The sequence below is a fragment of the Pedobacter miscanthi genome (assembly GCF_032678605.1).
GTDB lineage: Bacteria > Bacteroidota > Bacteroidia > Sphingobacteriales > Sphingobacteriaceae > Pedobacter > Pedobacter miscanthi_A.
The window spans coordinates 202244-217303 of record NZ_JAVTSU010000009.1 but is presented as its reverse complement, the minus strand read 5'-3'; the positions used below and the strand labels follow the sequence as shown (position 1 = coordinate 217303).

Genomic DNA, 15060 nt, shown 5'->3' with positions numbered 1-15060 from the left:
TTTACAAAAATACTATAAATTTATGGGATATACGTAATCAAGAAGTCATGAAAGGATTGATCATTTTTGCCCTGTTTTTAGTCGGTTTTACTACAAACAGCTTTGCACAAAGTAATGATGAAAGTGCGGTTAAGGAAGCCGTTAATCATCTATTTGCCGGAATGAAAACAACCGACAGTGTTTTAACCAGATCAGCTTTTGCCACCGGGGCGGTAATGCAAACTATTGTAAGTAAGGATGGAAAAGTAAGCGTTAGAACAGAATCTGTTAATGATTTTGTTAAACTTATTGGTACACCACATCAAGAAATATACGATGAACGAGTGGTGTTTACCAAAATATTAATTGATGGGCCGCTGGCCTCTGTATGGACGGATTATAAGTTTTATGTAGGTGAAAAATTTAGCCATTGCGGGGTTAACTCCTTTCAATTGGTAAAGGGTGGTAAAGGCTGGCAAATTGTTTATATTATTGATACGAGGAGAAAGGACAATTGTAAGTAGGTTTTACTGTTGGTTTATTTTTTTGGATAGCAAAACCTGTGTGTAAATTATTGCTAGCCGGGCTTTACCATTGTTGTTGCTACTATTCGGGGTTACTATTTGCCAACGTGAAAGCCGTTCCATAGGAATGCTTGCTGGGTAGAAAAAACAATATTTACGTGTTTTTTTTGTTCCGTAGGAACGTTTGGTAAAAGAAAGGCCAACGATGTTTCCATGTCAGCCCTTTTAAAAATGTGATTTAATTTCTTATTCTTTTCCTAAATCTGCAGCTCCCTTCTTAAACAGTTCTGCCTGTTTGTTTAGGTTGGTTTTTGCATCGCCACTTGCTGCTGCTGCCTGCTTTGTTTTAGCCTGGGCGGTTGCGGTGTAAGCGCCAGCCAGTTGTTTGTTTAAAAACGTTTGCAGTTTTAATCTTTCTATTGCGCTGCTAATGTTATTGATGCCTTTTTCAGTAATCGTTGGGTTTGTATTTGCCCTTAAATACTGGAAATACTGACCAATTACACCAAAAATTTTATTGCGGTCGCCGGTTAACATAATGTTTTCGTAAAATGCCTGGTGTTCGTCTTTCGGATCGCTGATGTATAACGATGCGATAGAAGGTGCAATGTGTTCCTTGGTATCAGCATCCAATGCAGATAATGCAGCAATGCTTTCTTGTGGTGCCAGTTTGGCCAAACCACCAATACCAGCAGCAAGCACTTTGTACGATCTGTCTTTCAGGCTTTCTAACATCAAAGCTTTGTAAGCCTGATCCCCGGTTTCAGACAACTTTACAATTGCAGCTGATCTTACTTCAGTGTCTTTATCGGTTTTAGCCATTTGAAGCAAAACGGGTAAAGCAGCCGGTTTGATGCTGGCATCTTCCAGGTTAATCCCGTCGATACTTAATACACGTAAATCGCCCGATTTATCTTTTAATCCTTCCAGCAATACCTGCTGACCGCTTTTGGCTTTGCTTTGCATAATAAACTGTAAAGCCTCAATTCTGTTGGCATAACTTGGTGCATTTTTGTACTGAAAATAATAGTTTTCGGCTGTTTTATTATCATTTGTTTCACCCACAATGATTTTATCCACATCAAAATCGATTAAATCGGGTTTAGTGCCTACTTCAAAACTAAAATTCTGCTCACGGCTATTGATCAGGATATCTTTTCTGATTTTTTTACCGCCTGCATAAATATCTATTTTTACTGGTAAAGTAAAAATTTGCACGCTCGAATCCTGTGTTTGTTTCACTTTAATGGTTGCCTTGCCATTTTCGTAACCATAATCTATACTTAAAATCGGGTGGCCGCCATTGTAATACCACTGGTTAAAATAAGGGCTCCAATCTTTACCGGTAACATCTTCCATCGCTAAGCGCAATTGGTGTGTTTCGCCGTTTTTAAAGGCATTTGTAGTTAAGTAGCGATTAAGTGATTTGTAAAAAGCTGCATCGCCCATTTGGTTTTTCAACGCATATAAAATGATCGAACCTTTTGCATAACTCACATTATCGAACATATCTTCTTTATCGTTGTAATAAAAACGGGCCAGAACCGGGCTTTCGCCTTTTTTAGTCGATCCTAAATACGATTGTAGCTTTTCGTAACGCGATTTATCTTCTGCATCCTTTCCAGCATCATGCCCATGCCAGATAACTTCGCCAAAAGTAGCGAAAGATTCGTTCATGGTTAAGTTAGACCACGATTCGGCCGTAACATAATCGCCAAACCATTGGTGAAAAAGTTCGTGTGCAATGGTTCCTTCTTCATTGCCATCTAATAATTCGCGGTCTGTTTTCTGTACCTGCTCCCCGTGTAAAGTTGCTGTGGTGTTTTCCATAGCTCCCGAAACATAATCTCTGGCCACCACCTGCGAATATTTATTCCATGGATAATCTACGCCCAAAATATTGCTGTAAAACTGGATCATATCAGGCGTTTTTCCGAAAATCTGTTTGGCATATGGGGCAAATTTTGGTTCCAGGTAATAATTTACCTCTTTGCCCTTGTAAGTATCTTTCGTAACCTTAAACTCACCAATGGCCATCATAAATAAATATGGCGAATGTGGCAGGTCCATTTTCCAGGTGTCGGTTCTTGTGCCATCAGCATTGGCTTTCTGACTAACCAATTTCCCGTTAGAAAGTGTAGTGTACTTCGACTTTACGGTCATCGAAATTTCTTCGGTGGTTTTCTGATCCGGTTTATCTATCGTTGGGAACCAGGCTGATGATGATTCCGTTTCACCTTGCGTCCAGATTTGGGTCGGTTTATTTTTATCGGTACCATCCGGGTTGATAAAATACAGGCCTTTGGCATCGGTTATGGCTGCACTTCCTTTTACTTTCAGCTCGTCAGGTTTGGCCGTATAAGCAATGTAAACTGTGTATTTTTCGGTATTGGTATATTTTTTATCCAGGGTGATGTACAATTTATTGTCGTTGTACACATATTTAAGCGGGGTATTCCCTTTAGTTCCAACCAGGGCAACGGTTTTAATATCCATTCCCTGTGCATCAAGCGTTAAAGAATCTGTTGCGTAAAAGTGTGGTTTTAGGGTTACCCATTCTTTTCCATAAAGGTAACGTTTTGCATAATCGAAAGATACATCAAGTTTGGTATGTACCAGATCGTTAACCTTAGTTGCCGTTACACGGTAAACGCTAAGGTTAGTTGATTTTTCTACGGGCTGCTCCTGTGCAAAAAGTGGATTAGCCATAAAAGCTGAAGCCAATATTACCCCACAGGCAATAAATTTTTTATTCATTTTTTAAGATTTAATAAGTCAGTTTTATGCAAGCAAGATATTAAGAATTGTGGTATAATTAATGCTTTTGGTGTAACTTGCTTTATTTTAGTTTGTTGCGGTTGGGGTTACGGTAAAGCCTAAAGTTTGCAAGCCTTTTATCAGCCCTTCATCTCCAACTAAATGTCCTGCGCCTACCGCAATAAATAACGATTGTTTTTGCATCAGCACTGGTAGCTGGTCTAACCACCTTTTGTTGCGGTTTTTTAATAACTCGGTCATAAACTCTTTGTTTTCTTCATCAAAAGCCTTAAAAAAAGTGGTCAGCTTATCCATATCCTGCGCTAAATAATACCTTTTAAGTTCTTCCATTTTTTGTTTGCTTTTAGCAATTTCCCTGAGCGATTTTAGCAGTGCCTTTTTTTGTTTCTGCAAGTCATTATCAAATAAAAGTGCTCCCTGGTACTCGGCTGTTTCCAGGCCTAATACAGATTTATCATTTTTTTTAGCGTATTGCTGAAAGCTGTCGTCAATGCCGTTACTTAATCCTTTCTGCAGATCCGGGTCATCAAATAAGGCTACCATGATCGATACCATAGCGGGCTTAAAATTATTGAGCTGTTTTAGCTCAAAATTTGGTTGTTTGCTTTGAAAATATTGTTCTACCTCTTTGTATTCGGCCTTTGTTAGTAAACTATCCAGCGTATTATTTTTCATAATCAGAAATGGCCCTAACTTAGTCTGCACGGTACTGTCCATCACAATTTCGCCAACTACAGCATCAACCGATTTTAGTTTTTCCTGCAAAACCTTCATGGTGTCTGCAAATTTTGCATTCACTAAATGATGGGTACCGAACAGGTAGGATGGCTTTTTTAAGCCATTACCCGAAATTTCCCATAAAAGTGAATTGGTAGCCTTTTTGGATTGTGCCTGAAGGGCAAAATTAAATCCTATAAAAAGGATAAGGAGTAATTTTATTTTTTTCATAAAAATGAGAGGTTTAACCGATTAGTATTATTCTAAACTACAATATTTACCTCGCAAAGCAAAAATTAGTCAATTATATGCGCCATTTTTCTTTAAAGCAGGATATTAATGATTATGATAATTTAAGCACCGGAATGTAACCTGCTTTACCTTATTTTTTTGTTTTTTTGTGTAAATCGTTAAAGATATGACTACAGATATTCAATCCATTTTAAATAATTTGGGCATAAAAGCAGATAATGCTGCTTATAGTACAGGAAGCAATTGGGGCGGAGCATCGAACACAGGTAACTTAGAAAGTTATTCGCCTGTGGATGGTAAACTGATTGCTTCGGCAAAAGTTGCAAGTGTTGCCGATTATGATGCTGTTGTAGGAAAAGCACAGTTGGCTTTTAATGACTGGCGGACTGTTCCTGCTCCGAAAAGGGGAGAAATTGTGCGTCAGTTTGGCGATAGCCTTCGGGAAAATAAAGAGGCTTTGGGTACCCTGGTTTCTTACGAGATGGGAAAGAGTTTGCAGGAAGGATTGGGTGAAGTGCAGGAAATGATCGATATCTGTGATTTTGCAGTCGGGTTATCGAGGCAGCTTTATGGTTTAACGATGCACAGCGAACGTCCAAGCCACCGCATGTACGAACAATGGCACCCGCTGGGTATTGTAGGCATTATTTCTGCATTTAACTTTCCGGTAGCAGTTTGGAGCTGGAATACTGCTTTAGCACTGGTTTGTGGTAATGTTTGCATCTGGAAACCATCAGAAAAAACGCCTCTAACCGCTATTGCCTGTCAGCATATTATAGCAAAGGTTTTTAAAGAGAATGATATTGCGGAAGGCGTGTGTAATTTAATTTTAGGCGACCGTGAAGTTGGTGAATTAATGACGAATGATGGCCGAATTCCATTAATTTCTGCTACAGGATCTACCCGCATGGGCAAAGCCGTTGGTGCTGCTGTTGGTGCGCGTTTAGGTAAGAGTTTATTGGAACTTGGCGGGAATAATGCGATCATCATTTCTGAACATGCAGATCTGGATATGAGTTTAATTGGTGCAGTATTTGGTGCGGTTGGTACCGCCGGGCAGCGTTGTACCTCAACCCGGAGGTTAATTATCCACGAAAGTGTTTACGATGCTTTTACTGCTAAACTTATTAAAGCTTACGGGCAATTACGGATTGGCGATCCGTTAGATCAAAATAACCATGTTGGACCACTGATTGATACGGATGCGGTTGCTGCATATTTAGATTCGATTGAAAAGTGTAAGGCCGAAGGTGGCAATTTCGTAGTAGAAGGCGGTGCTTTAACGGGCGATGCTTATGCCAGCGGATGTTATGTGAAACCTTGTATTGCCGAAGTGCAGAATGATTTTAAAATTGTTCAGCATGAAACATTTGCACCAATTTTATACCTGATTAAATATAAAACATTAGATGATGCCATTGCACTGCAAAACGGTGTACCACAAGGTTTATCATCGGCTATTATGACCTTAAATTTAAGGGAAGCAGAACAATTTTTATCAGCGAAAGGTTCAGATTGCGGTATCGCCAATGTAAATATAGGTACCTCTGGAGCCGAAATTGGCGGTGCATTTGGAGGTGAAAAAGAAACAGGTGGTGGCAGAGAAAGCGGATCGGATGCCTGGAGGGCTTATATGCGCAGGCAAACGAATACGATTAATTATTCGAATACTTTGCCTTTAGCGCAGGGGATTAAATTTGATTTGTAATATGGTACGATTGTCCTCGTTTGTAACGGGGATGCATGAAAAAGACGTTTTTATTGCCAATATTGGCCTGGATTTGTAATCCAGGTCTTCGCTTGGATCAGTTACCAGGATTATAAATCCTGAGGATGAAAGACAGAATTGTAAATCCCGGTTTGCGTAAAATCTTTTTTGATTATGGGCAATCGTTGTAAGATTGCTTCGTCGGCAGCAAAAGCCTTCTCGCAATAACGGTAGTAGCAAAAAAAGCCGCTGAACTTTAAATTCAGCGGCTTTGTGGTAAAATATATGATGGAGTTAGAATAGTTTCTCTAATAAATCTACCTGTATATCATCGTAACGGGATTTGTTATTACTTGCCAAAAGTGATTTTCCGGTTAGTCTGATAATAGTTTCCTGAGCAGTAAAACCGGTCATGTTTATTTTGGACGCTACACCCTGTACAGCCTGGTGTGTAACGGTACTGCCTTCTAATTTTAACGATGCACCATCTTTTACACTTGTTGATAAATTAACGGTATTGGCCTTAATATCTGCCGATGCATCATCATTTAAAACAATGCTTAAGTTTAATAAATTGAAATTTCCGGCGGTGCTCACAGTTGAAGTATTTGATGCTTCGATTGCAGATAGGTTATTTACGTGGGCAATTACCGTTAAAGTCTTTGTATTAAAAGAACTGATCCTCAATTCTGCACCCTGTTGTTGTACCAAAGCATTTTTGGTGTAGTATTGGTCGTAAACCTCAACGCTTTCTTTAGCATCCTGAACGAGGATTAATTTTACATTTCCTGATACCACGATTTTGCTGATGTTTTTAACGCTTGTTAAAGCGGTATAGCTGGCATTTTTTTCTGATGCGTTTGCGACTACGGTTGCGCTACTTAAAGTAACCATTACTAATGCAGCTGCGAATAAATTTTTGATAGAAGTTTTCATGACCTTAATATTTTATGTTTATAAATCTTTGCTTTAAATCCCTAATTATTAGGTGGTTTTGTAATTAAGACTGCGGTTGGCCGAAAACGTTTCAGCGAAATACGGGCAATTATACCATGCACTTGTATTTATAGACGAACGCCAAAATAACCTATACGAAAAGGGGTTGGTTTTTTGAAACATCGACAAACAAAAAAAGCCGCTCTGTTTAAAGAGCGGCTTTTAAGGGAAGAAGGTTAGCTTAAAGTTTTTTAATGAGCAGGTAACTCTTGGTATCGTTCCAGAAATAATCATTTTCATTATTTTCGTGGTAAGTACTTTCCAGAGAGGTGATAACTATGGTATATTGATACCCATTGATGTTTTTAGAAGCACTCATCAGCTTTGCGGGATAAAGAAATTCCTGCTTTTTATTGGTGGGCTTTAAAGCACCTTTTTGATATGCTTTAACTGCCTGATCGAACACTGTTTTTAATTCGATGAGCAAGGCCGGCTGGTTATTAACCGTTAACGAAATTTTCGTATTGTTTTTATCTGTTGTTAAATCTGTACCATAAAGACGCGTTACTTTTTGCTCCGGATATCCGTTTAGTTCGATCAGGTAATCATAACCTTTAATATTTAAAATCTGGTTCTCATCATTTTGCAGGATAATGGTAACACCGGAATCATATTCCTTATCATTTTTAACTTTAAAAACTGCCAGGGCTGTATCTACCTTGTTCATGCGCATGGTATAGCGGTAGTTATTGGTGGCATCTATCTTTTTTTCGATTTTGCTGAGGTCTTTTTTGGTAAAGGGCTGCAACGTTTTTAATCCGTGTGTATATACCAGGTACCTGATTACAGCAGGTTTTTCTTTAATATCGTCTTTTTTATTGCTGTTCATAATTCGCTTTAAACGGCTGACCTGCGAAAATTTTGAAACCGAAAAAGCACTTTGCGGACCGTATGTAGCCACTAATGAAATGATGCACAGGCTAATCGGGATCACCTTAATGTTCTGCTTCTTACTAAAAAGAAAATAGACAGTTATACCCACCAGCCATAAAGCCAATGCCGTTAAAATATACCTGCTTTCGGTAATGCCGTAATGGCCAACCCTTTTCCAAATGGCAAGTAATAACAGCACCACTAACGGAATCATCATCACATAGAAGAACCTGGAAAATAATTTAATCCAACTGTTGCCTGCCGTTTCTTTAACCGGGTAAACCAACAACAAGGATAAAATTCCGAATACTGCGTAACCTAAAATCAGGCTCGATACCAAACCTTTTGGTAGTTCCCATAACAGGGCAATTTTGAGCTCGTATACCAGTAAAATAGCTAAATAAATAGTCACCAAAGGAATAAGTACAAACTGGGCAAATATTTTTAAACCTTTTGGGTAGCTTCGGTCCTCCTCTAACCATTTATAATCGCTTGGGATTCCTGCTAAAAAAAAGATAGTGTTAAATCCGGCACCAATAATGGCAAATAAAGTCATATACGTTTGCCATCTAATATTAGCATTAAACAATCCGTTTATGGCAACCAAAGCAATCGCTAAGCCAGCATATAGTACAGCCGAATAAAGTGCTGAGGTGAGAAAACGGAGGAAAAGAGCTTTGTTAAACTGCCAGAAACCATTTACATTCTCCTGGCCAATAAAAGGTGCAAATGCCACCAGCAAATGAAAAGCAAAAGCAAATAAGAAAATGCGGTAAAGATCTGCTGAATAGTTTGTTGGATCGAGACTAAAATAAAGCAGAACACTAAGCAGCAAGCCACCCAAGCGCAGTAGCCACTTTTTCTTTAACGAATACTGGTTACGTTCAGCAATTAAATCGAGTGCTAATACAAGCGTAAGTGCCAGGTTTAAAATGGCAATCGCCTTTATTAATTGATCTTCCAGATGCTCGTTTTGTTCTGAATGATTCCGATAATCAGAAATATGGATATAATAACACCAGCATATGGTGGCCGCAACTGCAAAGATAAATTGTAAAGGGAAACGTTTAATTACAGTTAGAAACCCATTGTAAAGCTGTTGAAGAGAGGGTAATTTCATTTTATTTTTTTATTTAAAGATATCATCTTTTGTGCTTAGAGACTAAAGATCAGTTTTTAATTTGTTAAAAAAAGTTAAACCATTGCTCGTAACTAATATATTAGTTTTATATTCGGGCAACAAAACCAAATCTTCTCTATGAAACGTCTATTACTCTCGTTATGCTTTTTAGTTTTGATCACCTCCTACTCAAAAGCACAGAGCCTCCACACCATTAAAGGCCGAACGATTGATACCGCATCTACAACCCTTTTGGCCGGAACTTCCGTGGCCGTTTTAAATGCAAAGGATTCTACGCTGGTAAAATTTATCAGAACAGCTGAAAATGGCTCTTTTGAACTTAGCGGCATCAAAAACGGAAAATTTATCCTGCTGGTTTCCTATCCAAAATATGCCGATTTCGTTGATCATTTTACCTTAGATTCTACCACGCAGGTTAAGGATTATGGAAAGATTAACCTTACGGGAATGGCTAAAATTCTGGCTGATGTAATTATTAAGGGAAACCGTACCGCCATTAAAATTAAAGGCGATACCACCGAATTTGACCCTAAAGCTTATAATATCGAACCCAACTCGAAAGTGGAAGACCTGATTAAGCAGTTTCCGGGTTTCCAGGTGGATAAAGACGGAAAAATTACAGCCCAGGGCAAAACCGTTCCGAAAGTACTGGTAGATGGGGAAGAGTTTTTTGGCGACGACCCTACCCTGGTTACCAAAAACCTGCGTGCTGATATGGTAGAATCTGTTCAGCTTTATGATAAAGCCAGCGATCAGGCCAGTTTTACAGGTATTGATGATGGCGAAAAAACCAAAACACTGAACATAAAACTTAAAGAAGATAAAAAGAACGGTTATTTCGGTAAAGTGCAGGGCGGTTATGGTACCAAAGATTTTTATCAGGGCCAGGCGATGTTCAATAAATTCTGGGGGAAAAAGAAATTTTCTGCCTATGGTATTTTAGGCAATAACGGAACGGTAGGTTTAGGCTGGGATGACCGCGATAAATATAGCGGATCGAGCGGTTTAACCATAAGCGATGATGGTGGCATGTATTTCAGTTATGGTGGTGGTGATGACCTCGACTCTTACAGTGGCCAGTATAATGGGGTAGGTTTGCCGGTAGCCAGAACGGGTGGTTTACATTTTGATAATAAGTGGAATAAAGACAAAGAATCAATCAATACCAATTACAAAATCGGTTCGATCAGGGTAAAAGGTAGCCGGAATTCAATCAGTCAGAATAATTTAGAATCAGGCACGCAGTTTAGCACTTCTGATGAAGATTTTGATAACGACATGTTCAGGCAAAAACTGGATGCAACTTATGAGTTGAAAATTGATACCACTTTAACCATGAAAGTGAGTGTTGATGGAGCCCTGAAAAAAAGCAACACCGCGAATCATTATAAAACGGAAACAAATGGAGAAAACAACTATTTCTTAAATTCGTCAGATAGAACGGTCAGTAACGAGGCGGATGATCAGAATTTTAATATGAATGTGTTGCTAACCAAAAAGCTCAAGAAAAAGGGTCGTACATTATCATTAAATCTCAACCAATCGATCAATAAAAATAATACTGAAGGTTATTTAGATTCAAAGAATACAAATAGGATTATAGAAACAGGCTTAAAAGTTGATAGTCTTACCAACCAGTTTAAAGTAAATGATGTTACCAACAACTCCTTCAAATTAAATGCAGCTTATACCGAGCCACTCTCTAAAACCTTAACGGTAATTGTAAACTATGGTTTAACTTTAATGAACGGAAAATCAGACCGTAAATCTTTCAATCAATCTGGTAGCGGTAGATATGATATTCTAGATACTTTATACAGCAATAACTTCGAACTAAACCAGACCATTAACCAGGGAGGTGCCATTTTCAATTATAAAAAAGGCAAAACGGTCATCAACTTCGGATCTAAATTTAGTGGTGTAAACTTTAAACAGGATGATGTTTACCACAACAGCACATACATCCGGAATTTTGTAAATTACATGCCTCAGGCTTCTTATCAGTATCGTTTTTCTCAGCAAAAATCACTCAGGATCAATTATAATGGGAATACCAATCAGCCTTCGCTCGATCAGCTACAGCCGGTTAGGGTAAATAGCGACCCTTTTAATCAGGTTAAAGGAAATCAGGATTTAAGGCCATCCTTCAGAAGCAGTGTTAATGCAAGTTACAACTCTTACAAGGTGTTAACCAATCAATCAATCTGGTTAAGCGGTTCTTACAGTTTTACCTCAAACCCGATCATTAGCGATGTAAACACCGATGGTGTTGGTAAAAGCACTTACAGTTATACCAATTTCTCGGATAAAATGCAGACTAATTTTTACCTGTATGGACAAATTGGTAGAAAAATTAAGTTTCTGGATATGAACATCGGTTTAAACCTGGATGCGAACGGAAATTCTAACTATAACTACATCACCACTAAAGAGGTCAGGAAGCTAAACAACACTAAAAACTACAATTATGGTGGAGGGTTAAATATTTCGAAATATGTAGAAAAGAAGTACAGCTTTTATGGTCGTTTTGGTCCAACGTATAACATGTCGAGGGTAAGTATAGGTACAAACAGCGATGGCTGGGGATTGGGTGGTTATTTCTCCGGAAATGTGCAGTTGCCGGTTAAATTCGAAATCTCTACGGATGGAGAGTACCAGTATAATGGAAAAACACAGGTGCTTAACAAGAATTTTGAACGTTTTATCTGGAATGCCTCATTGAGCAAAAAATTCTTCAAAACGGATAATTTAAAATTCTCTCTAACCGTAAACGATATTTTAAACCAAAATGTAGGGTTTGATCGTTCGGCTACCAATACCACCATCAGCGAAACCCGGAATACAACCATTCAGCGGTATTTTATGTTCTCGGTATCATGGGACTTCAACAAAATGGGCGGCGGCGTTAAAACACAAAAATAATCATGAAAACTACACTAAAATATATCATCCTATTTGCTGTTATTTTCATCAGCAGCGATCTTTTTGCTCAAAACATACACTTTATACAAAACGGGGTTGTTGAATTCGAAAAAAGATCGAACATGTATGCTTTGATCAAAAAGAAAATCAATAAGGATAATGAAAGCTATATGAATGAGGCTTTTGAAATGTACAAAAAAAACAATCCGCAGTTTAAAGTGGCCAAAAGTACGTTAAGCTTTAACAAGGATAAAAGTTTATATAAATGGCCAACGGTAGAAGAAACTGCGAATAACAACTGGATCTCATCGGATGTACTGGCTGATTTAAAAAATACCATAGCTACAAATTTCGATCTGCAAAGCAGTGCGACACAGAAAAATGTATATGAAGACGTTTACCTCGTTAAAGACAGCGTAAGGAAAATTAACTGGAAAATTACCGATGAGACCCGCGAAATTGCTGGTTACGAATGCCGCAGGGCAAATGCCATTATTATGGATTCGGTTTATGTAGTGGCTTATTATAGTAACCAGATTGCTGTTTCCGGCGGCCCTGAATCTTTTACAGGCTTACCAGGGATGATTTTAGGTTTAGCTTTACCACACGAAAATGTAACCTGGTTTGCCACGAAAGTAACAGAAGTTACCGTGCCCGAAAAAGACCTGCTGGCCCCTACAAAGGGAAAACCGACCGATAATAAAGGATTAAAAGCCATATTACTTGGTGCAATGAAAAACTGGGGTGAATACGCACATCCTATTTTTAAAGCCTTTTCACTTTAGCACGATGAATTAGGTTCTTATAATTATGCTTAGTTTAGCATAATCAATAAGATAACATGTACAGTGCACTTTATAACCACATTAATAAATTTATAGATTTGAGTACCGGTGAACAAGAAATTCTTGCATCGATGCTCAAATCTTTTTCTGTTAAAAAGAAAGCCTTTTTGTTAACAGAAGGACAAACCTGCAGGGCCAATTATTTTGTAGTAAAGGGTTGTTTGAGGCTTTATTTTATTGATATAAAAGGTGCCGAACAAACCACCCAGTTCGCCATCGAAAATTGGTGGATAACCGACCTTACCAGTTTCCTGTTTCAAAACCCTTCCGAATTTTATATCCAGGCCGCCGAAGCTACTGAGGTGATTGCCATTGAACAACATCATTATGATGAAATGTTCCTGAAGTTGCCCAAACTGGAAAGATATTTCAGGCTAATTTTGCAGAAAAATCACCAGGCCTCCCAACGGAGGATAAAATTCCTGTACAGTCAAACCGCCGAAGAGAGATACCGCCATTTTAACAGTTTATTTCCTGAATTTGTACAACGTGTACCACAATATATGCTGGCTTCTTACCTGGGTTTTACGCCTGAGTTTTTGAGTAAAATCAGGGCGAAGAAATAGTGGCTTTAACCGCAAAGTACGCAGAGTTGAATTTACAGTTTTTTGCATCATTTCGACTGGAGCGCAGCGAAATGGAGAAATCTATAAGTTCCGTTTACATTTACCTGCATTCATCCTCTTTATTCGTATTTCCGGGGCAAAAAAAATAATATTTGGTGGGGCACCAAAGAACGAATTAAATTTCTCTACTGCGGTCGAAATAAAGGATCGCCTAAATTTTATCGGGCGGCTTTTAAATAGCGGTTTGGCAGGCCTTGTAAACCTACTTAGCGTCTTTTGCAAAACCTTTACACCCTTTCAGGTTACAAAATTCATTTCTTAAACTACATTAAGTTTTTTGATTATTGGGATGCCGACCTTTACATCGTAATCAAAAAACAAGTAAAATGGAAAGTAGAATTGATATCCCAAAAGTAGAACCTGCAGCTTATCAGGCCATGTATGGTTTAGAAAAATATTTATCAACCAGCAAGTTAGATCCGATCCTTTTAGAGTTGATTAAAATGCGTGCTTCGCAGATTAACGGTTGTGCTTTTTGCTTAAATATGCACTCAACCGATGCGCGTAAAATAGGTGAAACTGAGCAACGTTTATACCTATTAAATGCCTGGAAAGAAACCACTTTATTTACTGAACAGGAAAAAGCAGTTTTGGCTTTAACAGAAGAAGTAACCTTAATCACTCATCACGTTTCTGATGCCACTTACCAAAAAGTAGCAGGCTTTTTTAATGAGCAGGAGGTAGCGCAGATTATTATGGCTATTGTTACCATTAATGCCTGGAACAGGCTGGCGATTACCGCTAAAGTAATGGTAGGATAGTTATATTTTTCAGACCTATGAGGTTTTTAAAACCTCATAGGTCTATTAAAAAAAATATTGAATTTTTGTCGTTTACAAACGATAAAATTGTGTGGCTATTTATGCACTCGTTTGGAAACGAGCGCAAACATTTAGGTCTAATTTTGCGCTCCGCTAATCTCTTTCAATCCTTCATATACCAACCTTGCCACTTCTTTTGCTCCATCTGGCTGGAAATGCGTATTGTCTTTCTGTCCTTTCGGATAAGCTTGATATTTACCTGAATCTAAATTCATGAAATAATGTTTGCTTACAAATTCGTTTCCTTTGGTGCTGAAAAAATCAGCTGAAAGTGAGGTTAGATCGATTATGGGAACATTTAATTCTTTAGCCACATCTTTTACCGCCTGTGGATATTCGCCATGTGTGCTACCTAGCTTTCCGTCCTTCCATGGGTAATTACGGGTAACTGGCGTAATGAGGATCGGTAAAGCGCCTTTTTCCCTGGTTTCTTTCACATACATCCTCAAAAAGTCTTTATATCCCGGAATATCCACGTAACGTTCGGGTTTGTCTTTTGCCGCATCATTATGTCCAAACTGGATCAATACCAGGTCGTTATTTTCAAGGGTTGACAAAACATCTTTCCATCTGCCCTCTTCAAAAAATGTTCGGGTGCTTCTGCCGCCTTTTGCTTTATCAACCACTATGGCACTGTCACTTTTAATCAGATGCTTTAAGCTTTTTAAGTTGTTTTTGTTCAAAAACTGTTGAAAAACCTGTCCCCAGCCCGTAATAGGATATTTCTTTTGCATATAGCCTTCATCCAAAGTATAATCGGCAACGGTAGAATCACCGATCAAATAAACTTTAACCGGCTTGGGTTTAATATTAAAGGCCATTAATACAATGGCAAGTGCAGATGCTGCAACAAGGTATTTATACTTTTTCATCATATT

Annotated in this window: 11 protein-coding genes; 6 read left to right on the top strand and 5 right to left on the bottom strand. The window is 38.4% G+C overall.

Going from position 1 to position 15060, the window contains the following annotated elements; translation table 11 throughout:
- Nucleotides 1–47 precede the first annotated feature (47 nt).
- Complete coding sequence (locus R2R28_RS15190; RefSeq protein ID WP_316826536.1) at nt 48–503, top strand: nuclear transport factor 2 family protein; 456 nt, start codon at nt 48–50, stop codon at nt 501–503.
- Nucleotides 504–749: 246 nt separating this feature from the next.
- Here the strand turns inward: R2R28_RS15190 and R2R28_RS15185 are convergent, their stop codons facing one another.
- Both R2R28_RS15185 and R2R28_RS15180 read right to left on the bottom strand, forming a co-directional pair.
- Nucleotides 750–3260, bottom strand: coding sequence for a M1 family metallopeptidase (locus R2R28_RS15185; RefSeq protein WP_316826535.1), 2511 nt, complete (start codon nt 3258–3260; stop codon nt 750–752).
- Between the two features lie 87 nt (nt 3261–3347).
- Complete coding sequence (locus R2R28_RS15180; RefSeq protein ID WP_316826534.1) at nt 3348–4229, bottom strand: TraB/GumN family protein; 882 nt, start codon at nt 4227–4229, stop codon at nt 3348–3350.
- A gap of 187 nt (nt 4230–4416) precedes the next feature.
- Here R2R28_RS15180 and R2R28_RS15175 point away from each other — a divergent pair, with 187 nt between their 5' ends.
- Nucleotides 4417–5958 (top strand): aldehyde dehydrogenase family protein, encoded by a 1542-nt coding sequence (locus R2R28_RS15175; RefSeq protein ID WP_316826533.1) that lies wholly within the window; start codon nt 4417–4419, stop codon nt 5956–5958.
- Between the two features lie 294 nt (nt 5959–6252).
- Here the strand turns inward: R2R28_RS15175 and R2R28_RS15170 are convergent, their stop codons facing one another.
- A complete protein-coding gene (locus tag R2R28_RS15170) occupies nt 6253–6894 on the bottom strand; it encodes a GIN domain-containing protein (protein WP_316826532.1) in 642 nt (213 codons plus the stop codon).
- 241 nt (nt 6895–7135) lie between these two features.
- Entirely contained in the window at nt 7136–8947 is a 1812-nt protein-coding gene (locus tag R2R28_RS15165) for a DUF4153 domain-containing protein (RefSeq protein WP_316826531.1), read from the bottom strand.
- A 138-nt stretch (nt 8948–9085) separates the two neighbouring features.
- Here R2R28_RS15165 and R2R28_RS15160 point away from each other — a divergent pair, with 138 nt between their 5' ends.
- From R2R28_RS15160 to R2R28_RS15145, 4 genes are all read left to right on the top strand, one after another.
- Complete coding sequence (locus R2R28_RS15160) at nt 9086–11890, top strand: outer membrane beta-barrel family protein (RefSeq protein WP_316826530.1); 2805 nt, start codon at nt 9086–9088, stop codon at nt 11888–11890.
- A 2-nt stretch (nt 11891–11892) separates the two neighbouring features.
- Nucleotides 11893–12675 (top strand): GLPGLI family protein, encoded by a 783-nt coding sequence (locus R2R28_RS15155; RefSeq protein ID WP_316826529.1) that lies wholly within the window; start codon nt 11893–11895, stop codon nt 12673–12675.
- A 56-nt stretch (nt 12676–12731) separates the two neighbouring features.
- Nucleotides 12732–13301, top strand: coding sequence for a Crp/Fnr family transcriptional regulator (locus R2R28_RS15150; protein WP_316826528.1), 570 nt, complete (start codon nt 12732–12734; stop codon nt 13299–13301).
- 386 nt (nt 13302–13687) lie between these two features.
- Nucleotides 13688–14122 carry a carboxymuconolactone decarboxylase family protein gene (locus R2R28_RS15145; RefSeq protein WP_316826527.1) on the top strand — a complete coding sequence of 145 codons (435 nt, stop codon included), beginning with the start codon at nt 13688–13690 and terminating at the stop codon, nt 14120–14122.
- Between the two features lie 137 nt (nt 14123–14259).
- Here R2R28_RS15145 and R2R28_RS15140 read toward each other — a convergent pair whose 3' ends face one another.
- Entirely contained in the window at nt 14260–15057 is a 798-nt protein-coding gene (locus tag R2R28_RS15140) for a rhamnogalacturonan acetylesterase (protein ID WP_316826526.1), read from the bottom strand.
- Nucleotides 15058–15060 lie beyond the last annotated feature (3 nt).

Bases quoted from the DNA above. Each gene is read 5' to 3' on its own strand.
- R2R28_RS15145 (WP_316826527.1), top strand. From the start codon at position 13,688: ATGGAAAGTAGAATTGATATCCCAAAAGTAGAACCTGCAGCTTATCAG.
- R2R28_RS15165 (WP_316826531.1), bottom strand. From the start codon at position 8,947: ATGAAATTACCCTCTCTTCAACAGCTTTACAATGGGTTTCTAACTGTA.
- R2R28_RS15180 (WP_316826534.1), bottom strand. From the start codon at position 4,229: ATGAAAAAAATAAAATTACTCCTTATCCTTTTTATAGGATTTAATTTT.
- R2R28_RS15140 (WP_316826526.1), bottom strand. From the start codon at position 15,057: ATGATGAAAAAGTATAAATACCTTGTTGCAGCATCTGCACTTGCCATT.
- R2R28_RS15160 (WP_316826530.1), top strand. From the start codon at position 9,086: ATGAAACGTCTATTACTCTCGTTATGCTTTTTAGTTTTGATCACCTCC.
- R2R28_RS15170 (WP_316826532.1), bottom strand. From the start codon at position 6,894: ATGAAAACTTCTATCAAAAATTTATTCGCAGCTGCATTAGTAATGGTT.
- R2R28_RS15155 (WP_316826529.1), top strand. From the start codon at position 11,893: ATGAAAACTACACTAAAATATATCATCCTATTTGCTGTTATTTTCATC.
- R2R28_RS15175 (WP_316826533.1), top strand. From the start codon at position 4,417: ATGACTACAGATATTCAATCCATTTTAAATAATTTGGGCATAAAAGCA.
- R2R28_RS15185 (WP_316826535.1), bottom strand. From the start codon at position 3,260: ATGAATAAAAAATTTATTGCCTGTGGGGTAATATTGGCTTCAGCTTTT.
- R2R28_RS15150 (WP_316826528.1), top strand. From the start codon at position 12,732: ATGTACAGTGCACTTTATAACCACATTAATAAATTTATAGATTTGAGT.
- R2R28_RS15190 (WP_316826536.1), top strand. From the start codon at position 48: ATGAAAGGATTGATCATTTTTGCCCTGTTTTTAGTCGGTTTTACTACA.